Here is a 24050-nt window from a genome sequence, read left to right on the forward strand (position 1 = left end):
GATGGCACGCGCGATCTGGAGTGGGTTCATCAGCTTCGGCCTGGTTTCGGTGCCGGTCGGCCTGTACTCCGCGACGCAGGAGCACGAGCTCGACTTCCACCAGTTCCAGCGCGGTACGCCGGACCGGATCCGGTACAAGCGGGTGAACGAGCGCACCGGGCGTGAGGTCGACTACGACAAGATCGTGAAGGGTCACGACGTCGGCGGCGGCGAGTACGTGATCGTCGAGCAGGAGGAACTGGCCGACATCGCGCCGGGCCGGTCCCGCTCGCTGGAGATCACCCGGTTCGTCGATCTCGACGAGATCGATCCGATCCACTTCCAGAAGAGCTACTACCTGGCGCCGTCGGACAGCGACAACGCTTCGTCGTACGGGCTGCTGCGGGATGCCCTGGCGAAGACGAACCGGGCCGGTATCGCGTCGTTCGTGATGCGCAGCAAGGAGTACCTCGCCGCGATCCGGGCCGACGGCAAGGTCCTGGTGCTGGAGACGATGTTCTTCGCCGACGAGATCCGCGACCCGTCGAAGGAACTCAGCGACCTGCCGTCGAAGTCGTCCGGCGGCAAACAGTTGTCGATGGCGGTCGACCTGGTCGAGGCGATGAGCGGCACTTGGCGCGCGGCCGACTACAAGGACAGCTACACCGAACGGGTGAAGCAGCTGGTCGCCGACAGACGCAAGGGCAAGGAGATCGTCTTCACCGAGGAAGAGCCCCAGGCGACCACCACCACCGACCTCGTCACCGCCCTCCGAGCCAGCGTCGAGGCCGCCCGCTCCCGCCGCGAGTCGGCGAAGAAGAGCACCACCACCAAGAAGACCGCCGCGAAGAAGACCGCTGCCAAGAAAACCACCGCCGGCAAGACCACCGCCAAGAAGTCATCTGCCAAGAAGACGGCCGCCAAGCAGACCACGGCGAAGAAGACCACCAAGAAGAGTACGAAGAAGGCCGCCTGAGAGTTGCAGACCACCATGCGCGCTTGGCCGAAGAAGGTTCCGCTCTGGGTTTCGTGCCTGCTGAGCGGATTGGTCTTCGGTCTCGCGATGGGGTTGTACAGCGAGCACGAGGGGGGAAGTCGCGGCTTCGCGCTGGTCGGCGGGGTGATCAGCGGGCTGCTTTTCGCCGCTACGATGACGCTGGTCTTCCGCAGGCTGGACCTCGCCACCCAAGCGGCGCTGGGCGACACACCTGCGCCGGTACGGCGTGCCGCGCTCCGGGCACTGCAGCGCAGGCGACCGGTTCCCGCTGATCCGGAGATCCGGGCGGCCGGAGTCAGGCTGGCTGAGCACCAGCTCGCGCAGCTGCGTCGTTGGCGGATCGCGGCGTTGGTCATCTGGAGTCTGCTGCTGATCATCAACGTGGTCAGCTTGCTCGACGATGGTTCGCTGTGGCGCCTTGTTCTGATCCCGCTCTACCTCTGTCTGCTCGTCTACCAGTTCTCGCGGCCGCGCTATCTGCGCAGACGGATCAAGCTGCTGGAGGCAGCCGGCTAGTGCAGGGCTTCCAGGAGGAGACTGCGCAGGTGGGTGGCTGGGCTTCGAGGGCCCGCGTCTGAGCGGATGGCGACGTAGCCGGTGTTGAGTGGTGGGGTTTCGGGGTCTGCCAGGAGAGCCAGTCTTCCTGCCTGCAGGTCGTTCTCGCACAAGTACAGCGGCAGGACGCTCGCGCCCGCGCCGGCCAGTACTGCGCTCAGCACACCTCGCAGATCCGGTACGACGACCGCAACGCTTCTCGTCAGCCGTACGCCGAAGACGCTGCGCCAGTAGCGACGGAGGATCGGCGCCTCTTCCGCATAGGCGACCAGCGGGATGTGGCGCAACTGGTCGGGCGTGCTCACCGGACCGCCGGAGTACCAGTTCGGCGCGGCGACCAGCGCGAACGTCTCGTCGTACAACGGCGTCACCCGTACGCCGGGCCGGCGCGGGCGGACCGAGCTGATCACCACGTCCAGCGACTTCGCGACCAACCCGTCGATCAGCTCGTCGGGAAGGCCGAAGCGGGTCCGCAACTGCAGCCCGTCGGCGACTCGGCCGGCCAGCGCGGGCAGCACCTGATGGCTGATGAAGTCGGCCGGGCCCCCGAGATGGACCGTCGCCGTGACCGGCTCCTCGAGTTCGTCGACCGCCAGCCCCTGCAACAGGTCGATCGGATCCGCCACTCGGCGCGCCAGGTCGTCGCCCGCGGCAGTCGCCACCACACCGCGTGCCCGCCGCTCGAACAGCGGCCGCCCGACCACCGCCTCGAGCGCTTTGAGCTGAGCGGTCACGGTCGGCTGGGACAACCCGAGCTGCTCGGCACCGGCCGTGATCGACCCTGCCCGGTGGATCGCCAGGAAGCTTCGCAACAGGTCCAGGGAGATCGACACATCGGAAAGTCTATGCCTGGTCCACTGCTTGCCTATTGGTCTCCAATGGCTGGACCTGGCCATGATGGAGCCATGACACGCGTACTGATTGCCCTGACCAGCCACTCCGAGCTCGGCGACACCGGCCGGAGTACAGGCTTCTATGCCTCCGAGGCCGCCGAGCCGTGGAGCGTCTTCACCGCGGCCGGGTTCGAGGTCGAGGTCGTCTCGGTCGCCGGTGGCGAACCGCCGGTCGACGGGGTGGACGAGACCGACCCGGCCCAGCAGCAGTTCTTCGCCGAGGCCGAACTCGAGCACACCCGGACCGCGTCCGAGCTGACCGCGACCGACTACGACGCGATCTTCTACGCCGGTGGGCACGGCGCGATGTGGGACTTCCCCGGCGACAAGGCGCTCGCCTCGCTCGCCGCCGGGATCTACGAGAACGGCGGCGTGGTCGCGGCGGTCTGCCACGGCCCGGCGGCCCTGGTCGAGCTCCGGCTGACCGATGGCAGCTACCTGGTCGACGGCAAGAACGTCGCCGCCTTCACCAACGCCGAGGAGAACGCGGTCGGCCTCACCGAGGTCGTCCCGTTCCTGCTGGCCGACGCACTGACCGCCCACGGCGCGATCCACCACCCGGCCGCTGACTTCACCGACCAGGTCGTCACGGACGGCCGCCTCGTCACCGGACAGAACCCGGCATCAGCACGCAGTACCGCGACTGCGGTCGCTGCGGTCCTCACAGCGCGCTAGTGGCTTGCGTCTGAGGCAGCAGGAGTTGGGGACCGAACTTCTGACACTGCGCGCTAGTCACCCGAACTGGGCAGCAGGTAAGTGCCAGGGTCCGCGGGAGCGCCGGCATCGAGCCAACGCCGGAAGCCGTCGGGATTACGCCGCTCGAACTCGTCCAGGCAGATCCGGCGAACCTCGGCGACGGCCTGCCGATCCCGCGGCCCGGCACCCTGCGCGAGCGTCTTGGTCGTCTCGCTCCAGACCGCGCAGAGTTCCTCGACGGACAGTGGGCAGCGGAGCGAGGCGATCAACTTCTCGTCCGCGACCTGCTCGGCGTGGCTCAGGCCGGCCGGTTCGCCGTACTCCGGATCGTGCTGCGGGTCCCTGGGCTTTCTCCGGCGTGCTCGCAGGCCCCACGGTCGCCGCTCGCGCCGCGTGTCCGGCAGGGCCAGATCGACCAGGACGAACATGATCGCCGCGGTCAGTGCGACCAGCACCCCGATCGCTCCCCCGGTGAGCAGCCGGATCAGCCCCGGCACGGCGAGCATCGCCCCCGCGGCGGCGGCCGCCACCAGCACAGGTGACCGGTACGGCGTGCCGTCGGCGAGGCGCCCGACCACCGCCGCGAGCGGCCAGATCAGCGCGAACATCAGCACGAGCAGGATCGTCGAGGCCAGCGGGCCGAACATCAGCACGCCCGCCAGCACACCGGCCGTGCCGATGCCGATGGCGGCGGACACCGCCGTACGCCGGAGCCAGAGGGGAACGCGCATCTCACCCACCCGTGGAGAAACTGCCTGCTGAATCAACGAGTCGGGGTGGCGTGGGGTTCCGGAGGTCGCGTGAAAGGATCCGAACCGTGGCTAGCCCAGCGATCCGGATCCGTACGACGGCCGACCTCGAAACTTGCGTCCGGCTCCTGGCGGAGGTGCACGAGGCATCCGGCTACCCGGTCAACTGGCCGGCTGACCCGGTCGCCTGGCTGTCGCCGTGGGAGGCGCTCGGTTGCTGGGTGGTCACGGTCGACGACGAGGTCGTGGGTCACCTGATCGTCACCGCGGAAGGTGCCCGGGAGGCGCTGGTCGAGCGGCTGTTCGTCGAGCCGCGGCGTACCGGCTCCGGGCTGGGACGACTCCTGCTGGAGCACGCCGTCACGTTCGCCCGATCGCAGGGCCGGCACCTGCTGCTCGACGTCGTGGCCAGTCGCGATGGTGCGGCCGGCTTCTACCGCAAGGCGGGCTGGCAGGAGATCGCCCGGACACCGATCGACTGGGCCGGTGATCAGGCGTCGGAGCTGATCCGCTTCTCCGCGCCGCCTCTTTCGTCCTGAACGCCGCCGTCATCGCTCCGGGCGGTGTCCACGTCGACAACTTCCGGCTGCGCTTCGACGGCATCGTCCTCAGCCGCGTCCAGCGGGTTCGCCAGCTCGTCCTCGAGCATCCGGCCGAACCAGACGACCAGGAAGCAGATCAGCGCCGGGCCGACCCCGGCCACGACGAAGACCGCGGTCACCCCGAACAGGCTGCCCGCCGGCCCCGCCAACGCCATCGAGACCGGCATCAGCAGCAGCGAGACGAAGAAGTCGAGGCTGGCGATCCGGCCGCGCAGGTGGTCGGGCACTCGCCGTTGCAGCAGCGTCCCCCAGATCACCATCGCCGCGGATCCGGTCGCGCCGACCACCGCGGCACCGGCCGCCATCACCCACAGGTCCGTCGCGAACCCCAGCACCACGATCGGCGCCGTACCGAGACCCCACATCAGCGTCATCACGGTCAGATAGCGCCGGGGCAGACTGCGCGACGAGATCAGCAACGCGCCCAGTGCCCCGCCGATCCCGAACGCCGCCAGCACCAGCCCGAAATCACCCGGCCCACCACCGAGCTGGTCCTTGATCGCGAACGGCAGCAGCACCTCCAGCGGCCCGAGGATCAGCAGCACGTACCCCGTCCCGAACAGCAGCGACGCGAGCAGCCATCGCGTCCTCCGCACATATCCCCACGCCTCGCGCAGATCGGCCACCATCGAACTGACTCCCGTGGGAGCCGCGTCGCCGACTGCTTCGTCCACGGCAGCCTTGCGCGTCGCGTCGTCGAGCTCCACCGACCGTCCACCGAGCTCCGGCTGGACGCGCATCGCCATCACGCAACCGGCGGAGAACAGGTACGTCAGTCCGGCCACCAGGATCGCCATCCCAGGTGACAGCGCCGCGATCGCCAGCCCGCCGAGCGCAGGGCCGGTCGCCTGTTGAGCCAAGGGCCGCAGGACACCTTCCAGCCCGTTGGCCGCCAATAGCTCGTCCGCGGGCAGCAGCTTCGGCACCAGCGCCGTGTACGCCGGGATCAGGAACGCCTCTCCGGCGCCGATCAGCACCGCGCCGATCGCGAGCTGCCAGATCTCCAGCCAGCCGGCCAGCGCCAGCCCGGCGACCACCAGCAGCACCACGCCACGCACCGAATCCGCGGCGATCATCACCGAGCGTTGCGAGAGCCGATCGGCCGCGATCCCGCCGAACAGCACACAGACCAGCAACCCAACGCTGTACGCCGTGGTGACCACCGACAGTTGCACCGGACCGCCACCGAGCTCGATCACCTGCCAGGCCAGCGCAACCAGCCACAGCCCGCTGCCGAGCAGCGCCACCGCCAGCCCGATCCAGAGCAGCCGGTAGTCGCGATGGCGCAACGGCCGGACTGCCCTCCAACGGACCTTGTTCATTCCGCCACCCTACGAGCCGCCACCGACAGTGCCGAACCGTTTTGACCCGCCCGACCCGTGGGCAAGGCTGTGGTTCGGCGGAACTTCGCGGATCATGGGGTGGGTGAGGATCTCCGACCCAGTGCCGACGCCGTGACCGCGGTCGACGAGTTGTTCGCCGAGCGGGTCCGGGCCCTCGTACCGGTCCCCTGCGAACACCCCGCCGAGGTCCTGCTCAGCCTGTACGACGCCCAGCTCGGCAGCCGTCACGCCGACCTGGCCGCCCGCTGGCTCCAGTCGCAGGGTCACGGCTACTACACGATCGGTTCGGCCGGCCACGAGGGCAACGCGGCCGTGGCCGCGGCCCTCCGGCCGACCCATCCCGCCCTGCTGCACTACCGCTCCGGCGCCTTCTACCTGGCCCGCGCCGCCCAGCACCAGGACAAGGACGGCCTCCGCGACATCCTGCTCGGCGTCGCCGCGGCCACCAGCGAGCCGATCTCCGGCGGCCGCCACAAGGTCTTCGGCCGGCACGACCTGGCGATCATCCCGCAGACCTCCACGATCGCCTCGCACCTGCCGCGGGCGATGGGCGTCGCCTTCTCGATCGCCCGCGCCGCCAAGCTCGGCGTACCGTCGCCCTGGCCGGCCGACGCCGTCGTGGTGACCAGCTTCGGCGACGCCTCGGCCAACCACTCGACCGCCACCGGTGCGATCAACGCGGCCCTGCACGCGTCGTACCAGGGCATCCCGATGCCGTTGCTGCTGGTCTGCGAGGACAACGGGATCGGGATCAGCGTGCGGACCCCGGACGGCTGGATCAAGCAGACCTACGGACAGCGTCACGGCCTCCGGTACTTCGATGCCGACGGCACCGATCTCGCGGCCACCCTGACGATGGCGACCGAGGCGGCGACCTTCGTCCGGCGGAACCGGCGCCCCGCGTTCCTGCGGTTGCGGACGGTGCGGCTGATGGGCCACGCCGGGTCGGACGTCGAGGCGGCGTACCGGAGTCCGGCCGAGTTGCTCGCCGACGAGGAGCTTGATCCGCTGCTCGGTACCGCGAGGCTGCTGCTGTCCCTGGGGTACCAGGCCGACGAAGTGGTCGAGCTCTACGAGAACAAGCGCACCGAGGTGCTCGGGATCGCCCGCGAAGTGGCCGGCCTGCCGCAGCTCGGATCGGCTGCCGCCGTCGCCGCGCCGCTGGCCTTCCCGGACCGGGCGGCCGTCGCGAAGTCGCTGCCGGGGCACCAGGCCGGCGCCGGCCGGACCGAGCCCCTGACCCTCGGCCAGTCGATCAACCGGGCGCTCGGTGACGTGCTCGCGGCGTACCCGGAGGCTCTCGCGTTCGGGGAGGACATCGGGCGCAAGGGCGGCGTGTACGGCGTGACGCGCGGGCTGCAGAAGTCCTTCGGCGCGGCGCGGGTGTTCGACACGTTGCTCGACGAGCAGTCGATCCTCGGGCTGGCGCTGGGGGCCGGGGTCTCGGGGCTGCTGCCGCTGCCGGAGATCCAGTACCTCGCCTATCTGCACAACGCCGAGGACCAGTTGCGGGGCGAAGCCGCGTCGCTGAAGTTCTTCTCGCAAGGGCAGTACCGCAATCCGATGGTGCTGCGGATCGCCGGCTACGGCTACCAGAAGGGGTTCGGCGGGCACTTCCACAACGACGACGCGATCGGCGTACTGCGCGACATCCCGGGGCTGGTGATCGCGTCACCGTCGCGGCCCGATGATGCCGCGGCGATGCTGCACACCTGCGCGGCGGCGGCTCACGCGGAGGGCACCGTGTCGGTGTTCCTGGAGCCGATCGCGTTGTACCACCGTCGTGACCTGTACGAGGACGGCGACGAGCAGTGGGTGGCGCCGTACCCGGCGGAGCACGTTCCGATCGGCAGCGGGCGGGTCTACGGCGAAGGCCGCGATCTCACCATCGTCACCTTCGGCAACGGCCTGCCGATGAGCCTGCGCGTCGCCGCCCGGCTCCCCGGAGTCCGGGTCCTCGATCTTCGCTGGCTGTCCCCCCTGCCGCTGGAAGACCTGTTGCGCGAGGCAACTATTACCGGCCGGGTCCTGGTGGTCGACGAGACCCGCCGCTCCGGCGGCGTCTCCGAAGGCGTGCTCGCCGCCCTGGTCGACGCCGGTTACTCCGGCAGGATGGCCCGGGTCACCAGCGAAGACTCCTTCGTTCCGCTCGGCAACGCTGCTCTGCAAGTCCTGCTGAGCGAGGAGACCATCGAAGCGGCAGCCCGCGAACTGCTCCGGCACTGACCGCGCGTGCGGTCTAGCCGAAGAGGCGTTGCCAGAACGAGCGCTTCGGTTCCGGCTCCGGAGGTCGAGCGGCCGCGCGGGCGGCCTGACGGGCTTCGTGGCCCTCACGCCACTGGGCCACCATCTCCTCCTCGTCGACCGGGCCGACGGGGACGACCACGCCGGTGGCGTCGCGGATCTGCAGCAGGATGCGGCGGTTGAGATCCTGCAGGTACTCACGGACCTCGGCCTCGGTGCGGAGTACCGAGAGCTTGGTTTGCAGCGCCTGCTTCTCCTTGCGGAGCTGGACCGACGGCGGCAGCAGCGCGTCGGTCTCGATCTTCTCGCGGCGGATGAAGTCCTTCACCCACCAGTCCGGATCGTGCGGGTCCGCCAGCTTCGGCAGCGGCTTGCCGGTGCCGGCCAACTGGTCGAAGTCACCCCGCGCCTGCGCCTGCTTGATCTGCGCCTCGACCCAGTCCTCGGTCTTCATCCCCGGCGGCTTGCGGTCGGTCATGTACGCCCTCCAGTCAGCGACATGGTTGCTGTACAGGCTCCAGCTTACCGCCTTGTGATTGCATTCACAATCAGACCGGCGAGGGCGCGCGGGGTGGGGTTGGCAAGCCGGGCGGGATGACTGAGGCTGGCAGCACCGAACGCGATCCGACCGAGAGGACCCACCCGTGTCGTCTGTCATCCTGTCCGTGGTCAACGGCGAGCGGGTCCCGGACCCGGTCCGCAGGACGCCTTCCACCAACCCGGCGAACACCTCCGACGTGGTCGGCACGATCGGCGTCGCCGGGCCGGACACCTTCGTCCGGGCCGCCCGGGCAGCGCGCGACGCGCAACCGGGCTGGGCGGCGCTGCCGGCCCCGCAGCGTGGTCAGGTGATCGCGAACATCGGCCGGCTGATGGCCACCAACAAGGCCCGGCTCGCCGCACTCGTCACCCGCGAGATCGGCAAGCCGCTCGCGGAGGCGCTGGGCGAGGTGCAGGAGATCATCGACACCTGCGACTTCTTCGTCGGCGAGGGGCGCCGGCTCTACGGTCAGACCGTGCCGTCGGAGATGCCCGACAAGCAACTGTTCACCTTCCGCCGCCCGGTCGGCGCGGTCGTGGTGATCTCGGCCGGGAACTTCCCGGTCGCCGTACCTTCCTGGTACATCGTGCCCGCGCTGCTGTGCGGCAACACGGTCACCTGGAAGCCCGCGGAGTACTCGGCCGTCGTATCCAACGCGTTCTACGAGATCTTCGCGCACTCCGGCGTACCGGCGGGCGTCTTCAACCTCGTGTACGCCGACGGCCCCGACACCTTCGCCGGCCTGGAGCAGTCCCTGGCCGCGGGGCTGGTCGACAAGGTCGGCTTCACCGGATCCAGCGAGGTCGGCAGCCGGATCGGCGAGCTGTGCGGCCGCCACCTGCAGACCCCCTGCCTCGAGCTGGGCGGCAAGAACCCGATGGTGATCACCGAGGACGCCGACCTCGACCTGGCCGTCGAAGGGGCGCTCTTCTCCGGCTTCGACACCGCGGGACAGCGCTGCACGTCACTGGGCACGGTGATCGTGCACGAGTCGGTGCACGACGAGTTCGTCGACCGGTTCGGTACGGCGGTGCGCGCGGCAGCGATGGGCGACCCGACCCAGGACGTGCTGTTCGGGCCGTTGCTGGACGAGAAGTTCGCGGCCGGGTTCGAGAAGTCGCTCGGCTGGATCGGCGCCCACCACACCGTGATCGGCGCGACCGGCCGGATCACCGCCGGCAATCCGCGCGACGGGTTCGTCGGGGACCCCGCGGCCGGCCTGTTCTACCACCCGGTGATCGTCGACGGTGTCGGCGCCGAGGACGAACTGTTCCTGCACGAGACGTTCGGGCCGATCGTCGGTGTCACGACGTACCGGACCCTCGACGAAGCAATTGCTCTGGGCAACAAACCTGGGTACGGGCTGTCCAGCTCGATCTACACCACTGATCCCCGTCAGGCGTTCCGGTTCGCGCAGGGCATCTCGGCGGGCATGGTCAGCGTGAACAACTCGACCTCGGGCGCCGAGGCGCACCTGCCGTTCGGCGGCAACGGCAAGTCGGGCAACGGGTCCCGGCAGAGTGGGATCTGGGTGCTCGACCAGTTCACCCGCTGGCAGTCGATGAACTGGGACTACTCGGGCAAGCTGCAGAAGGCGCAACTGGACACCGTCACCGTCGAGGCGGACCTCGACTTCAGACTGCCATGACGCTGCCCGCCAGGGCCGAGGTGGTGATCGTCGGCGGCGGGGTGATCGGCACGAGTATCGCCTTCCACCTCGCCGAGGCCGGCGTCACCGGCATCCTGCTGCTGGAGCGCAACGAGCTCGGCTCGGGGTCGACGTCGAAGGCGGCCGGTGGCGTCCGGGCGAACTTCTCCGACGACCTGAACATCGCGCTCGGGGCGCGCAGCCTGGAGGCTTTCGCCCGGTTCGGTCAGCGTCCCGGACAGGAGATCGACCTGCGCCGGGTCGGCTACCTGTTCCTGCTGTCGACGAACGAGCAGGTGGAGCTGTTCGAGCAGAGCACCCGGCTGCAGAACGCGGCCGGCCAGCCGACCCGGATGCTCGACGTCACCGAGGCTGTCCGGCTGGCCCCGATCCTGTCCCCCGATGGCCTGCTCGCGGCCTGCTTCTCACCGAACGACGGGCACTGTACGCCGGAGTCCGTCGTCCTCGGGTACGCCACCGCCGCCCGCAAACTGGGCGCCCGCCTGGTGACCGGCTGCGACGTTCTCGGGATCGATGCTATTGGCAACGAAATTCGCGGTGTCCGGACCAGCCGGGGCAGCGTCGCGACCTCGACGGTGATCTGTGCGGCCGGCGCCTGGTCGGAACCGCTGGCCGCGACGGCCGGAGTCGAGTTGCCGGTGACTCCGCTCCGTCGCCAGATCGTCGTGACAGCAGCTGTTCCCGGGCTGCCCCGCGGGTTGCCGATGACGATCGACTTCAGCAGCACGTTCTACTTCCACAGCGAAGGTCCAGGCCTGCTGATCGGCATGTCGGACCCGGACGAGCAGCCCGGCTTCCGCCTGGATCGCTCCGAGGCCTGGTTTCCCCGGTTGACCGCCGCGATGGAACAGCGAGCGCCGTCGCTGCTCGACGTCGGTCTGACGGGCGGCTGGGCCGGGCTCTACGAGAACACGCCCGACCACAACGCGTTGATCGGCGAGGCACCGGACGTCGGCCGCTTCCTCTACGCGACCGGCTTCTCCGGCCACGGCTTTCTTCAGGGTCCGGCCGTCGGCGAGATCATCCGCGATCTCTACCTGGGCAGGGATTCCTTCGTGGACGTCTCACCGCTGGACGCCGGCCGCTTCCGGAACTCGGGGCCGCGCGCCGAACAGAACATCGTCTGACCCGGCAGCCACGAAACGGTACGGAGGTAGGTCCGTCGAGGACTCCGGCGCTGTCGAGGGTCCAACGCCCGGCGAGGACTCAGGGGCCGTCGGAGTCGGGCCAGTTGTCCGGGTCGCACCAGGACGGGTCCCAGCCCTGGGCCGCGCAGTACTGGGCGAGGATCTGCTCGCGCGTCAGCGTGCGGCTCGGCGTGGGACGGGTCGGCCTCGTCGTCGTCCTGGTCGCGGTGGCGCTCGGTCTGACCGGCGTCGTCCTGGTTTCCTCGCGGTCCTCGCGGTCCTCGCGCTTCTTCGTCGTCCTGGTCTTGGTCGGCGACGGCGTCCTGGTCGGCCTGGTGGTCTTCTGCACCGGCGGCGGAGGCGCCGTCTCGGCGGTCGTGGTCGTCCGCGGCGGCGTCGACGGCTTCACCGACGGCGTGGGTGTGCTGTCGTCGACGACCGGCACGGCTTGCGAGTTCGACGGGCCGCCGTCGAACAGTCCGATCGCGGACAACGCCCAGAAGTTGACTGCCAGGAACAGCACCAGGCCACTGGCGCCGAGGGCCACCACGCGCCGTGAGGGTCCGCCGTACCGACCGACGGGGCCGCGGACCGCGTTGCCCTTGCCGTCGACCCAGAACTTCCAGTCGTCGGGCGCGGCCGGCCAGGACGGATCGGGACGCCACGTCTTCGGCGGCATCCAGCTGCGGCGGGGCGGCGTGGGCCAGCTCGGCGGTACTACGAACCGCTTCACGAATCCTCCACGTTGCCGACGAAAACCCGACCCAGGCTAGTGGATCGGCCACCACTGCCAACACCCCGGGCGGCGAGCCTTCGCCGACCGGTACGGACAACCAACGACCCAGCCGGTCGAAAGGCTACTGGTCACCCGGCGTGTCGCGTTCACATCGCCGCCTGGGGCCACTCGGCCCACCGTTACTTGGTGATCAGCTTGCTCGCCTGGTCGAGCATGTCGGTGGCGAAGCGTTCACTGAAGCCCGCCGCGAACCCGGTGAGGCCGAAGACCGCCACGGAGGCGGGCGTGCCGACCGCGGCGCCGGCCGCCAGCACCCCGGCGAGCAAGGTGAAATAGCCGAGGCAGCCGAAGATCGCCCCGACACCGGGCCGGAACGCACCGAGCATCGTGCGCTGCCAGCGGGAGGCGCTGTGGTCGATCACCAGCGAGCCGTTCCCCATCCGCTGGATCACGCTGATCGTCGCGCCGAGTGCCGACATCGCGATCGCGGCGACCAGGACCGAGGGCACCAGAGCGCTGCGCCACCAGGCGTTCGCGGCCAGGCCGAACAGGATCACCAGTACGAACGTGGGCACGATCCCACCGAGGACGCCCTGGAAGTACTCGAGCCGCGCCTGCCGTTGCAGCAGCACCTCGACCCGCGCCTTCACCACTCTGATCTCGTTCTTCGCGGCCGCGATCGCCGCCGCGGTCTCCTCGGGGCCGGCGCTGCTCGCGACCAGATCGGCCGCGACCATCACCCGGGTCAGCCCGGAGTAGGCGTGGTCGGTGGCCTCCTCACGCTGCTGGACCACACCCTTGCCCTGCAGGTTGTAGAGCGCCTCGCGCGCGACCACCTTGCAGTCGATCTCGGCGTCGACGAGCTCCGGCGGCGGTGAGTTGAGGATCGAGTAGACCGCGCGGTCCTTGGCCAGCAGGCAGCCGCCGACCACCTCGCTGCAGTAGTACTCCTTCTCGATCCCACCGTGCACCTCGCCGAACTTCTGTGACAGCGCGGGGATCAGCCAGTTGCCCGCGTCGCAGGACAGCTGGTCGGTCGAAGCGGCCAGCTGATGCGCCTGGACCAGGTGCCGGAAGGTCGCCGGACCGTTGATCGCCGCCTGGTAGAGATCAGGAAACCGTGCCGCCGACTCCTCGCCCGCGGCAGAGGTCGGCACCGACTCCAGCGGCGGCAGCGGCTCGGGAGCGGCCTCGGCCCTGGGCATCGGCAGCGGCTCGGCGGGCAGGTCCGGCAACGAGGTCATGCGCCTACCGTACGGCTGGTGGCCCGCTCGTGTCGCGGACTCGAAGGGCCATCGGCAGATACACCGGTTCGGCGTCGGACGAGTTGACCAGCAACCGCTCCATGATCTCGCCGGCCCGCCGGCCGAGCTCGTCCCGCGGCACCGACACCGTGGTGAGGTTCGAGTGCGCGACCCGCTCCAGCGCGATGTCGTCGAAGCCGGTCACCGACAGCTCCTCCGGTACGCCGACGCCCAGCTCGCGCAGCCGCGCCAGGGCGCCCAGCGCGACGAGATCGTTGTAGGTGAGGACCGCCGTCACGTCCGAGTCCAGCACGGCGGCGACGGCGTCGTACCCGGCCTGACTGGTCGCGCCACCGCACTCGACCACCGTCACCTCGAGCCCGAAGGCGCGGGCTCCTTCGAAGGCGCGAATGCGTTCGCCGTTCGCCCATGAGGCCGGCGGCCCGCTCAGGTACGCCGCGCGCCGGTGCCCGAGCTGCGCGAGATGCCCGCAGACCTGCGTCATCCCTCCGGCGAAGTCCACCGAGATCGACGGCACCCCAAGGCCGGGCAGGACCCGGTTGAACAACACCATCGGGTGCGCGCGTCCCAGCAGTTCGACCAGCTCCGCGCGGGGCATCCGCGGCGAGCAGAGCAGCACGCCGTCACAGCAGCGCATCAGGTCCTCGACCAGTTCGTACTCGAGCGCGGGGTCCTCGTCGGACTCCATCACCATCATCCGGCGGCCATGAGCCCGCGTGACGGCCGAGACCGCCTTCAGCACTTCGGGAAAGTACGGATTCGCGAGGTCGGGGACCAGCACGCCGATCGTGCCCCACTCCCCTCTCGCCAGTCCCTGAGCGGCGGCATTCGGCCGGTAGCCGAGCTCGCGTACGGCGTCGTGAACTCGCGAGACGAGCAGCGGATCGACCTTGGCGGTGCCGTTGAGCACGCGCGAGACGGTCGCGGCCGAGACGTTGGCCGCCGTACTGACGTCGCTGATCGTGGTCCGTGGGGATCGGCCCGGGCGGTTGTGCACGCACCCTCCCTCTCGCTTGAGCGCTGTCCCTGCAGAAAGCGCTTGCACAGCGTCGCGCAGCACGCGGGCGGGCGCAAGCTCCGGTTCAGAAACCGCTTTCAGACGAACTCTTGCCCAGCGGCCGACAGCGGACTAAAGTCCGTGGGCAAACGCTTACCGAGAGGTTGTCCCATGCAGCTCGACCGACTCTCGTCGTTCCCGGTCACCGCGTTCGACGCCGACGGAGCCCTCGCGCTCGGCCCGTACCGCGAGCACCTGCGGCACCAGCTCGACGCGGGCCCGGCCGCGATCTTCGCCGCCTGCGGCACCGGGGAGTTCTTCTCCCTCACCCTCGACGAGTACGCCGCCGCGGTCCGCGCCGCGGTCGAGGAGGCGGCCGGCGCGCTGCCCGTCTTCGCCGGCACCGGCTACGGCACCGCGATCGCCCGGCAGTACGCCGCTGCCGCCCGTGACGCGGGAGCCGACGGCCTGCTGGTGCTGCCGCCGTACTTGGTCAAGCCTTCGCAGGAAGGTCTGCTGGACCACTTCCGCGGTCTCGCCGCGACGGCCGGCCTGCCGCTGATCGCGTATCAGCGCGACAACGCGGTCTTCACCGCCGACGGTGCTGCCGAGCTGGCCCGGATCCCTGGCGTGATCGGCTTCAAGGACGGTCTCGGTGACCTCGACCTGCTCCAGCGGATCATGGCCGTCGCCCCGGAGCTCACCTACTTCAACGGCCTGCCGACGGCCGAGGTCACCGCGCGTTCGTACGCCGCGATCGGCGTCCGGGCCTACTCGTCGGCGGTGCACTGTTTTGCGCCGGAGATCGCCCACGCTTACGAGGCAGGACTCGACCAGTTGCTGCCCGACTTCTACCTCCCGCTGGTCAAGCTGCGGGACAAGGGCGCCGGGTACGCCGTCTCGCTGGTCAAGGCGGCCGTCCGGCGCCGCGGGACCGAGGTCGGTTCGGTCCGCTCACCGCTCACCGACCCGCTGCCGGAGCATCTCGAGGAGCTCGACCAGATCCTCGAGCAGGGTCTGGCGCTGGTCCGGAAGGCGGCGGCCGCATGAAGCTCAGTCAGATCGTCATCACTCCGATCGCGATGAAGGACCCGCCGCTGCGCAACATCCACGGCATCCACCAGCCCTACGCGTTGCGCTCGATCCTGCAGGTCCACACCGACGAGGGCCTGACCGGACTCGGCGAGACGTACGGCGACCTCGCGGTGCTCACCGCGCTGCGTCAGGTGGCACCGAGACTGGCCGGACTCGATCCCTTCGACCTCAACGGTCTGGAACGGATCATCGGTGAGACCCTCGGCACGGCAGCCGGGCTCGCCACCCACGGGCTGGTCGGTGAGGCCAGTGACGAGAAGACGCTGGCGACCGTGCTGTCCGCCTTCGAGGTCGCCTGCTGGGACCTGCAGGGCAAGGCGCTCGGCCGTCCGGTGGTGGAGCTGCTCGGCGGCAAGGTCCGCGACGCCGTACCGTACAGCGGCTATCTGTTCTTCAAGCCCGCCGCGCATCTGCCGGTGCCGGACTACGAGCCGGACCGCTGGGGCGAGGCGATGGATGCCGAAGGCATCGTTTCCCAGGCACGCCGGATGGTCGGCGAGTACGGCTTCAGGTCGCTGAAGCTCAAGGGTGGCGTGCTGCCGGCGCTCGACGAGGCCGAGGTCGTCCTGGCCCTGCGCGAGGCCTTTCCCGACCACCCGCTGCGGCTCGACCCCAATGCGGGCTGGACGATCGAGACCAGCATCGCTGTCGGCCGGAAGCTCGACGGCGTCCTGGAGTACCTGGAGGATCCGACCGCGACGATCGACGGGATGGCCGCGGTCGCCCGTGAGGTGTCGATGCCGTTGGCCACCAACATGTGCGTGACCGCGTTCAGCCACCTGCCGCCGGCCCTCCGCGCCGACGCCGTGCAGGTGGTGCTGTCCGACCACCACTTCTGGGGCGGGCTACGGCGCTCACGCGAACTGGCCTCGATCTGCCGGACCTTCGGGATCGGCCTGTCGATGCACTCCAACTCGCACCTCGGCATCAGCCTCGCCGCGATGACCCATCTGGCCGGCGCGACGCCTGAGCTCACCTACGACTGCGACACGCACTACCCCTACCTGGTCGAGGACGTGGTTCAGCCCGGCGTACTGGGCTTCGTCGACGGTGCGGTCGAGGTGCCGACCGGTCCCGGTCTGGGGGTCGAGTTGGACCTGGACTCCCTGGCCCGGCTCTCCGAGCAGTACGAGAAGTGCGGCGTCCACACCCGCGACGACGTCACGCCGATGCGGGCGATCCAGCCGGACTGGAATCCGGCCGTTCCGCGATGGTGACGCCCGCGGCGGTCGGGCACGGCGCCTTCGCCTACACCTGGGATCTCGTCGGCGATCCGTCGGCAGCCGCGCGGTTCGCCGACCTCGGTATCGACACCGTGACCCTCCAGGCCGCCTATCACTCGGTCCGGGCGACGACGGCCTGGCATCCGGCGCATCGGGTGGTGCACGCCGAGCATGCGGCGGCGTACTTCCGGATCCGTCCGGAGCGCTGGCGCGGACTGCGGCCGCCGGTCCCGGCCTGGGGAGTCGAGGACGATGACCGCTTCGGCACGGCGACCGCCGCACTCGCCGCTGCTGGGCTTCGAACCGAGGCGTGGGTGGTGCTCACGCACTCGTCGGTGCTCGGACGCTCTGCTCCTTCGCTAGCCGTGCGGAACGCGTACGGCGAGGTCTTCAGTCACGCCCTCTGCCCAGCGCAATCCGCTGTGCGCGACTACGCGCTGACGACGGTGCAGGAGATCTGCGAGCAGTACGACGTACCGGCGCTGATGCTGGAGGCCTGCGGGTGGCTCGGGTTCGAGCATGCGAGTCAGCACGAGAAAACCTCTGGCGCGGATCTCTCCGCCTGTGCCCGCGAGTTGCTGTCGATCTGCCTGTGTCCGGCCTGCTCGGAGCGACTCACGCTGGACGTTTCGCGACTCGCGATCGACGTCCGGACGATCGTCGATCGCGAACTGCAGGAGGGAGTTCTCGCGGGCGGCAGCTTGGCGGAGGCGCTCGGCACCGAACGCGCGGAGGCGATCTACCGGCACCGGAACGAGGTGATCACCGGCCTGGTCCGGGAGGCGGCCGAGCTGGCCGGCGATCGGGAATTATTGCTCATGGCAACCGATGATCCGCAGGTCACCGGCCCGGACGTCGGGGTCGAGCTGACCGGCTTCGAGCCGTCACCGGCCGCCTTCGTGCTGAAGTGCTGGGACGACGAGGAGTCGGCGATCGGCCGGATGAAGGTGGCCGCCGGACGGACCGGCGTACCCTTGGTCGCCAATGTCAACGCGCTCGGCGAACGTCCTGCCGAGCTGCCCGCGCTCGCGGCGCGACTGGTGGCGGCGGGCGCGTCACAGCTCCGGTACTACCACGCCGGACTGGCATCACCGGCGCGCCTGGCGGCCATTCGCGCCGCCGTTCAGGAGGTGCCCTGATGCTCAACGGCCTCTACGTGATGGACCTCGTCCGCTTCCCCGATGTCTACGGCGAAGCGGAACGAACCTCGATCGAGAAGCAGCTCCGGATCATCGGCCCGCCACTGGCTCCGGCCGAGCTGACGCCTGAGCTGCTGGCCGACGTCGATGTGCTCGTCACCGCCTGGGGCGGCCCGCAGCTGACCGAGTCGCTGCTGGCCTCCGCTCCGCGACTCCGCCTGGTCCTGTACGGCGCGGGCTCGGTGCGGTCGATCGTGACGCCGGAATCGTGGGCGCGTGGCGTGCGCGTGACGACCGCCAACTCCGTGATCGCCGAGTCGGTGGCCGAGTTCACCCTGGCCCAGGTGCTGTACGCGTTGAAACACGGCTGGCGGTACGTGCTCGGTTCGCGTTCCCGGGCGGAGGCACTGCCAAGGGCGAACGACGAGCCGGGCGCCGCCGGATCGGTGGTCGGCCTGATGTCGCTCGGAGCCACCGGTCAGGCCACCGCCCGCCTGCTCAGCCGGCACGAACTCGACCTCCAGGCCTACGACCCGTACGTCGATCCCGCGGTCGCCTCGGCACTCGGAGTCCGGCTGGTCTCGCTGGAGGAGTTGTTCGCGACCTCTGACGTCGTCTCACTGCACGCTCCCGTGCTGGACGCGACGCGCAAGATCGTCAGCACGGACCTGCTGTCGTCGATGAAGCACGACGCGACGTTGATCAACACCGCACGGGGGGCTTTGATCGACGAGGACGCGTTGGTCGCAGTACTGCGGGAGCGCGCGGACCTGTTCGCGGTACTGGACGTGACCGATCCGGAGCCGCCACTGCCTGGGTCACCGTTGTTCTCGGCGGCGAACATCGTCGTGACGCCGCATCTGGCGGGCACCTTGAACCGGGAGCGGCGGCGGCAAGGACGGTTGATGGCCGCCGAGCTGGAGCGCTACCTCGCCGGAGAGCCGTTGCAGCACGAGATCTTCGAGTCAGGGCAGGCGAAGTCGGCATGACTCTGCTGGTGATGGTGCCGCCGCAGCGCGAGACGACCGTGGACTGGCCGGAGCGGTTGATGGCTTCGGTGCCGGGCTTGACCGTGGTTCGACCGGAGGCCGAGGAGGTCGTGGCCGCTCTGCGGGAGGCTGACGCGGCGTACGGCGTACTGCCAGTTGAGTTGCTAACGGCAACTACTCGGCTGCGGTGGCTGCAGGCGCAGCAGGCTGGGCCGCCGCCTGGGTTCTACTACCCGGAACTGGTGGCACATCCGGTCGTGGTGACGAACATGCGTGACACCTACACCGATCATGTGGCGACCCACACGCTGGCTTTGGTGCTGGCGATGTGCCGTGGTTTGCCAGGCTACGTCCGGGATCAGCAGACGGCTTCGTGGAACCCCGACTGGGCTCCGGAGGCTGTCGTCTCCTTGTCCGAGGCAACGGCTCTCGTGGTGGGCGTCGGCGCTCTCGGCTCCGAGATCGGCCGGCTCCTGGCTGCCTTCGGAACGCGGGTGACCGGGATCGACGTCCGGCCCGAGGACCGGCCGGGATTCACCGAGGTGCTCCCGGTGGACGCTTTGGATGCTCAACTGCCGTTGGCTGACCTGGTGATCCTGACCGTGCCGCATACTCCGGACACCGAGGGGATGATCGGCGCCCGCCGGCTCGGGCTGCTCAAGCCGTCGGCGTTCTTCGTGAATGTCGGGCGCGGGCCCACCGTTCGGCTGGATGCGCTCGACGCGGCGCTGGCGGCCGGGCGGTTGCGGGGTGCCGCGCTGGACGTGTTCGAGACCGAGCCGTTGCCGGCCGACCACCCGTTGTGGCGCCGGCCCGAAGTACTGATCACTCCGCACGTCGCAGGAGCCGGGCCGCACGAGGCAGAGCGGCGCTTCGCCGTCCTGCTGGAGAACGCCCGGCGTTTTGTTGCCGGCGACAACCTGATCAACGTCGTCGACAAGTCCCAGTGGTTCTGAGAGGAACACCAGATAGCACCTCTTCCGCCCCGAAGGAGTTCCATCATGCGAGTCGTCCGCCCCCTTGCTCTGCTGTCCGCCCTCGCCGCGAGCGCCGCCCTGCTCACCAGCGGCGGTGCGAGCGCCGTACCGGCTGCTGCTTGTACCTATCCTGCTGAAGTACTGGACCTCACCCGGTGGAAGGTCCAGCTCCCGATCGACGACCCCAACCAGTCCGGCACCCAGGTGCTGCAGGTGACCCGGCCGCGGCTGAACACCTACGTGCTGTCGCCGTGGTTCAAGCCGACCTCGTCGTGCGACGGCGTCCAGTTCCGGAACGCGGTGAACGGGGTGAAGACGCCGAACACCACCTACGCCCGCTCGGAACTGCGGGAGATGCAGACCAACGGCACCACCGAGGCCAAGTGGTCCTCGAACTCCGGCACTCACACGATGGTGATCGACCAGGCGATCAACCACCTGCCGAACACCAAGCCGCAGGTGATCGCCGGCCAGATCCACGACGGTGACGACCGCGCCACCTTCCGGCTGGACGGCAAGGCGCTCTACGTCACCCGCGACAACGACACCCGCTTCAAGCTGGTGGACAGCAACTACGTGCTCGGCACCCGTTTCCAGGCGAAGTTCGTGGTCAGCAACGGCTCGATCAAGGCCTACTACAACGGCGCCCTGCAGACGACCATCCCGGTCAGCTTCACCACCGGCTACTTCAAGGCCGGCGTCTACACCCAGGCCAACTGCGACAACTCGTCCCCCTGCAACACCAGCAACTACGGTCAGAACACCATCTACGGCCTGTCGGTGACCCACAGCTAGGACACCGCCGCGCCGCAGCACCCGGTGCGGGTGCTGCGGCGTGCGGGGTGCGGGTGCTGCAGAGGTCAGTGCTTGCGCTTCTTGGTCGTGTCCTCGACCTCGATCTGCTCCTTGCGCACCGTGTCGGTCACCTGCTGCTCCTCGCGGACCGTCTCGGTCTCCAGCCCGACCCGCTCGACGGCGACCGTCTCCTTCGCCACCACCGGACGCTCCTCGTGCAGGACGACCTCACGCTCCTCCTCACCGATCTCGCCGGACATCGCCCGGCTGCCTTCGACCGGCTCGCGAACCACGCGAACCTCCTCGTGGCTGACCGGCACGGTGATCTGCTGCTCCTCGGTCACCACGTGCTTCTGCAGCCGCACCCGACCGGTCTCGACCGTCTCCGTGCCCGCGCGCAGCCGCTCTTCGGAGCGGACCATCGACTCCTGGCCGCCCGTCTCCTGCCCAGCCATGCCCTTCTGCCCGGCCGTTCCCTGCCCGTTCGTTCCCTGGCCGGCCATCCCCTGCCGCGGCGTACCGGCCTGCAGGTTGTAGTGGCGGTACAGCTCGGCGGCCTCCGCCTCGGACAGGTGTCCGTTGTCGTCGATCCGCGGCGCGTCCTTGATCACGTCCTTGTGCGCGCCGACGTGCAGCCCGTCCTGCTCCGCGCGCGCACCGGTCAACGGCACGAAGGACTCCTTGTTCCCGAACAGACCGGTTCGGACCGTCACCCACTCGGGGGCGCCGGACACGTCGGAGGCGTAGAGGTGGGACGCCGTCCCGACCTTGTGTCCTTCGACGTCGTAGACGTCCTGGCCGATCGTCCGCTCCAGCTCCTGTGTGGTGCTCATCGGAAACCATCCCCGTTCTCGTTGTCTTCGGCAACTGCCTTCGACCGTCGAGTACCCGGAGTGACGATCACCAAACAAGCAGTGATCAGACCAGGCGGTCGAGCAGCCGGGCCAGATCCACCCCGAACGGCCGGTCCGCGACAATCGGCGGTACGACGTCCGCCACCGCGCCGAACAACTCGCGCAATCCCGCCGGGACCGGCCGCCGGGACAGCGCGAACGCCTGATGGACCGCGAGCAACTCGCAGGCCGCGACCTCACGAGTCAGCCGAACGGCCTCCCCCAGGACGCCGGCCGCCTCCCAACTGAAACTTTGGACATCTTCCTGCCCGGCCGAGGTTTCGAGCGCACCGATCGCCGACGGTAGCGCCAGGCGTCGCAGGTAGTGGCTGGTGGCAACTGCTCTCTTGTGCACCGTCACCAGCCCGGCCTGCGGACCGGGCTCGACGGCGAGCTGCGCGCTGAGCCCGGTGACCCCTGGATCGAGCAGCCGATGGATGCGGGCAGTGGAAACCTCCGCCGCGTGCGCCAACGCGGCGACGAGCTGGTCGCAGTGCGCGGCCAGGTCGATACCGTGGAAACCCGCCGTACCCACGAAGTCGCCGTCCAGGAACGCCGGCGAGTCGGTCACCCCGGTGAAGGCACGCTCCACCGCTTCCTCCAGCCGCAGCACCGAACGCCTGAGATGCGAGATCACCTGTCCCGCGACCCGGAACGAGACCGGCGCCTGCAACGACCGAGGCTCCGCCTCTGGTCCGGCTGCTCGCAGGATCACCTCCAGCTCGGCGGCGAGCAGCTCGTCTCCCCTTGCGCACAAGGGGCTGTAGGGATCGCGACTGGCGCCGATCACCGCGATCCCGCCCGCCGCGGTCAGACTGAGCGTGTCTGTCAGCCGTCGGGCGACACTCACCTGCAACCAGGCACGCCCAGTGGCACCGGGTATGCCCGCCAGCAAGGCGATTCCTTCCTTGGGTCCGAGCTCGAACGACGGCAACTTGCCCGCGGCCGGGACTACTGCCCCGTCCACCAGCAGCGATCCGATTCCGGCCAGCGGACCGAAGGCGTGCGCCAGCGGAATGATCTCGCCGGCCGAACCGGCTCCGCCTGCCGGGATCGCGGGACTCAGCCCGCTGTTGAGGAAGGCAACGAGTTGGAGACAGAGCTCCGGGGACACGCCTGAGTCACCGGTGAGAAAGGTCTTGAGACGGCCCATCAAGACGGCTCGGGCTTCAGCCGGTGGGAGCCAAGGCTCACCACCGGCGGCTCGGGCCAGCAGCAGGTTGCGTTGGTGGATCCGCTGTTCAGCCTCGGTCAGCCGAACCTTGCTGAGCGCACCCATACCGGTGTTGACGCCATAGACGGGCGCACCGGTGGCGAGGGCATTGAGCACGGCGGCCCGGGTGGCTCGGAGGCGGTCGATCAAGGCGGCGGAGAGTTCGATCGGACCCGAGTCCGAGAGGTCCAGGTCTGCCGCGGAGTCGATCCGCATCTCAGTGGAACCGAAGCATCGTGCCGACCTCGGCCGCTTCGGCCCGGCGCAGGATCAGATGCGCGATGGCGATGTCCAGCAGCGACAGTCCGCGATGCCAGAACAGACTGCGTTCGGCCGCGGACTCGCGACCCGGCTTCTGGCCGGCGACGATCTGGCCGAGTTCGGCGTACAGGCTCTGCTCGGTCAGGCGGCCGGTGTCGACGTGCCGGCGCAACGCACCGAAACGGCCGGAGCGCGACTCGCGCCAGTCGTCGACCACCACCTTGTCCATCACGTCCAGCAGATCCAGCTCGACCGCGCTGACCGTCCCGTACGGAACGACGAAGGCACCGGGCCGCACCGCCGCGGTCCGCAGCAACGGTTCCGGTTCGGTCAGCCGGGTCGCCTCGACGATCACGTCGGCTCCGTCGAAGGCCTCCTCGGCGGTCGCGAAGACCCGCACCGGCGTGGCCAGCTCAGCCGACAGCTCGGCCGCGAACCGCTCCCGCGACTCCGGCCGCCGCGACGTCACCCGGATCTCGTCCAGGTCGAGGAGGTCGTCGAGCATCGTGACGTTCCACCACGCCGTACCGCGAGCGCCGGCGTGGGCGAGCACCTTGCTGTCCCGGCGGGCCAGGTACCGCGCGCCGACCGTGGTCATCGCCCCGGTCCGCGCCGCGGTGATCATCGTCGCGTCCAGCACCGCCAGCGGTACGCCGGTGGTCGGGTCGAACAAGGTTGCCATCGCCAGCTCGCTCGGCAGCCCGACCTGGTAGTTGGGCACGAAGTCGCCGACCACCTTCACCCCGCTGACGCCGTGCTCGCCGAGCCGGTTCAGATGCCCGCGCAGTACGTTGAAGTGCCCGATCCCGCCGTTGTCCGGAGTCAGGTGCACCCGCGGCTCGAAGCTGGTATCGCCCTCGCCGTGATCGCGCACGGCCGCCTCGACGGTGTCGACGATCTCCAGCCGGGTCAGCCCGAGCGAATCGATCTCGGGGCCGGACAGGAACCGGAGCCAGATGCCATCAGCCATGTCAGCATCGTGCCAGGCGGCGCCGGCCCCATTCGCCGGCCGACCAAAGAACGGTCGTCCGGTACCAAAGTCGGTCCCCGGCGGCGCCGGATCGCGCTACGT

General features: G+C 69.5%; 23 protein-coding genes. 13 read left to right on the forward strand and 10 right to left on the reverse strand.

Annotated elements, in window-relative coordinates; genetic code table 11:
- The first annotated feature begins 1 nt into the window (after position 1).
- On the forward strand, positions 2 to 955 hold the full coding sequence (gene ku, locus OX958_RS32510) for a non-homologous end joining protein Ku (protein ID WP_270134057.1): 954 nt from the start codon (positions 2 to 4) through the stop codon (positions 953 to 955).
- 87 nt (positions 956 to 1042) lie between these two features.
- Positions 1043 to 1492 carry a hypothetical protein gene (locus OX958_RS32515; protein WP_270134058.1) on the forward strand — a complete coding sequence of 150 codons (450 nt, stop codon included), beginning with the start codon at positions 1043 to 1045 and terminating at the stop codon, positions 1490 to 1492.
- Here OX958_RS32515 and OX958_RS32520 read toward each other — a convergent pair.
- On the reverse strand, positions 1489 to 2364 hold the full coding sequence (locus OX958_RS32520; protein ID WP_270134059.1) for a LysR family transcriptional regulator: 876 nt from the start codon (positions 2362 to 2364) through the stop codon (positions 1489 to 1491). The genes OX958_RS32515 and OX958_RS32520 overlap by 4 nt on opposite strands.
- Positions 2365 to 2436: 72 nt before the next feature.
- On the opposite strand from OX958_RS32520, the gene OX958_RS32525 reads away from it, so the two are divergent.
- On the forward strand, positions 2437 to 3099 hold the full coding sequence (locus tag OX958_RS32525; RefSeq protein ID WP_270134060.1) for a type 1 glutamine amidotransferase domain-containing protein: 663 nt from the start codon (positions 2437 to 2439) through the stop codon (positions 3097 to 3099).
- A gap of 53 nt (positions 3100 to 3152) precedes the next feature.
- On the opposite strand, the gene OX958_RS32530 is transcribed toward OX958_RS32525, so the two are convergent.
- A complete protein-coding gene (locus OX958_RS32530; RefSeq protein ID WP_270134061.1) occupies positions 3153 to 3851 on the reverse strand; it encodes a hypothetical protein in 699 nt (232 codons plus the stop codon).
- Between the two features lie 86 nt (positions 3852 to 3937).
- On the opposite strand from OX958_RS32530, the gene OX958_RS32535 reads away from it, so the two are divergent.
- Positions 3938 to 4408 (forward strand): GNAT family N-acetyltransferase, encoded by a 471-nt coding sequence (locus OX958_RS32535; RefSeq protein WP_270134062.1) that lies wholly within the window; start codon positions 3938 to 3940, stop codon positions 4406 to 4408.
- On the opposite strand, the gene OX958_RS32540 is transcribed toward OX958_RS32535, so the two are convergent.
- Positions 4360 to 5793 carry an MFS transporter gene (locus OX958_RS32540; RefSeq protein WP_270134063.1) on the reverse strand — a complete coding sequence of 478 codons (1434 nt, stop codon included), beginning with the start codon at positions 5791 to 5793 and terminating at the stop codon, positions 4360 to 4362. The two genes, OX958_RS32535 and OX958_RS32540, sit on opposite strands and share 49 nt — an antisense overlap.
- A gap of 99 nt (positions 5794 to 5892) precedes the next feature.
- Between OX958_RS32540 and OX958_RS32545 the strand changes: the two genes are divergently transcribed.
- Positions 5893 to 8040: a thiamine pyrophosphate-dependent enzyme gene (locus OX958_RS32545; protein WP_270134065.1), complete on the forward strand. Its 2148-nt coding sequence runs from the start codon at positions 5893 to 5895 to the stop codon at positions 8038 to 8040.
- Positions 8041 to 8053: 13 nt separating this feature from the next.
- Here OX958_RS32545 and OX958_RS32550 read toward each other — a convergent pair whose 3' ends face one another.
- A complete protein-coding gene (locus OX958_RS32550) occupies positions 8054 to 8536 on the reverse strand; it encodes a J-domain-containing protein (RefSeq protein WP_270134066.1) in 483 nt (160 codons plus the stop codon).
- A 166-nt stretch (positions 8537 to 8702) separates the two neighbouring features.
- On the opposite strand from OX958_RS32550, the gene OX958_RS32555 reads away from it, so the two are divergent.
- On the forward strand, positions 8703 to 10247 hold the full coding sequence (locus OX958_RS32555) for an aldehyde dehydrogenase family protein (protein WP_270134068.1): 1545 nt from the start codon (positions 8703 to 8705) through the stop codon (positions 10245 to 10247).
- Positions 10244 to 11395 (forward strand): NAD(P)/FAD-dependent oxidoreductase, encoded by a 1152-nt coding sequence (locus tag OX958_RS32560; protein ID WP_270134069.1) that lies wholly within the window; start codon positions 10244 to 10246, stop codon positions 11393 to 11395. The genes OX958_RS32555 and OX958_RS32560 overlap by 4 nt, the downstream gene beginning before the upstream one ends.
- Before the next feature lie 79 nt (positions 11396 to 11474).
- Here OX958_RS32560 and OX958_RS32565 read toward each other — a convergent pair whose 3' ends face one another.
- The 3 genes from OX958_RS32565 to OX958_RS32575 all read right to left on the reverse strand — a co-directional run bounded on the left by OX958_RS32565 (position 11475) and on the right by OX958_RS32575 (position 14393).
- A complete protein-coding gene (locus tag OX958_RS32565) occupies positions 11475 to 12128 on the reverse strand; it encodes a hypothetical protein (RefSeq protein WP_270134070.1) in 654 nt (217 codons plus the stop codon).
- Between the two features lie 182 nt (positions 12129 to 12310).
- Positions 12311 to 13375 (reverse strand): hypothetical protein, encoded by a 1065-nt coding sequence (locus OX958_RS32570; protein ID WP_270134072.1) that lies wholly within the window; start codon positions 13373 to 13375, stop codon positions 12311 to 12313.
- Between the two features lie 4 nt (positions 13376 to 13379).
- Complete coding sequence (locus OX958_RS32575) at positions 13380 to 14393, reverse strand: LacI family DNA-binding transcriptional regulator (RefSeq protein ID WP_270134074.1); 1014 nt, start codon at positions 14391 to 14393, stop codon at positions 13380 to 13382.
- A 171-nt stretch (positions 14394 to 14564) separates the two neighbouring features.
- Here OX958_RS32575 and OX958_RS32580 point away from each other — a divergent pair, with 171 nt between their 5' ends.
- The 6 genes from OX958_RS32580 to OX958_RS32605 are packed head-to-tail and all read left to right on the forward strand — an operon-like array spanning position 14565 to position 20611.
- Complete coding sequence (locus tag OX958_RS32580; protein ID WP_270134075.1) at positions 14565 to 15443, forward strand: 5-dehydro-4-deoxyglucarate dehydratase; 879 nt, start codon at positions 14565 to 14567, stop codon at positions 15441 to 15443.
- On the forward strand, positions 15440 to 16705 hold the full coding sequence (locus OX958_RS32585; RefSeq protein WP_270134076.1) for a glucarate dehydratase family protein: 1266 nt from the start codon (positions 15440 to 15442) through the stop codon (positions 16703 to 16705). The genes OX958_RS32580 and OX958_RS32585 overlap by 4 nt, the downstream gene beginning before the upstream one ends.
- The gene (locus OX958_RS32590; protein WP_270134078.1) at positions 16699 to 17850 is read left to right on the forward strand and encodes a hypothetical protein; all 1152 of its coding nucleotides are present in this window, start codon (positions 16699 to 16701) and stop codon (positions 17848 to 17850) included. The genes OX958_RS32585 and OX958_RS32590 overlap by 7 nt, the downstream gene beginning before the upstream one ends.
- Positions 17850 to 18839: a hydroxyacid dehydrogenase gene (locus OX958_RS32595; RefSeq protein WP_270134079.1), complete on the forward strand. Its 990-nt coding sequence runs from the start codon at positions 17850 to 17852 to the stop codon at positions 18837 to 18839. The genes OX958_RS32590 and OX958_RS32595 overlap by 1 nt, the downstream gene beginning before the upstream one ends.
- Complete coding sequence (locus OX958_RS32600; protein ID WP_270134080.1) at positions 18836 to 19795, forward strand: D-2-hydroxyacid dehydrogenase; 960 nt, start codon at positions 18836 to 18838, stop codon at positions 19793 to 19795. The genes OX958_RS32595 and OX958_RS32600 overlap by 4 nt, the downstream gene beginning before the upstream one ends.
- Positions 19796 to 19840: 45 nt before the next feature.
- Positions 19841 to 20611 carry a polysaccharide lyase family 7 protein gene (locus tag OX958_RS32605; protein ID WP_270134081.1) on the forward strand — a complete coding sequence of 257 codons (771 nt, stop codon included), beginning with the start codon at positions 19841 to 19843 and terminating at the stop codon, positions 20609 to 20611.
- 65 nt (positions 20612 to 20676) lie between these two features.
- Here OX958_RS32605 and OX958_RS32610 read toward each other — a convergent pair whose 3' ends face one another.
- The 3 genes from OX958_RS32610 to OX958_RS32620 all read right to left on the reverse strand — a co-directional run bounded on the left by OX958_RS32610 (position 20677) and on the right by OX958_RS32620 (position 23948).
- Positions 20677 to 21444: a YsnF/AvaK domain-containing protein gene (locus tag OX958_RS32610; protein ID WP_270134082.1), complete on the reverse strand. Its 768-nt coding sequence runs from the start codon at positions 21442 to 21444 to the stop codon at positions 20677 to 20679.
- A gap of 85 nt (positions 21445 to 21529) precedes the next feature.
- Positions 21530 to 22933 (reverse strand): aromatic amino acid lyase, encoded by a 1404-nt coding sequence (locus OX958_RS32615; RefSeq protein ID WP_270134084.1) that lies wholly within the window; start codon positions 22931 to 22933, stop codon positions 21530 to 21532.
- 1 nt (position 22934) lies between these two features.
- A complete protein-coding gene (locus OX958_RS32620; RefSeq protein WP_270134086.1) occupies positions 22935 to 23948 on the reverse strand; it encodes an ornithine cyclodeaminase family protein in 1014 nt (337 codons plus the stop codon).
- Positions 23949 to 24050: the final 102 nt, after the last annotated feature.

Source organism: Kribbella sp. CA-293567 (assembly GCF_027627575.1).
GTDB lineage: Bacteria > Actinomycetota > Actinomycetes > Propionibacteriales > Kribbellaceae > Kribbella.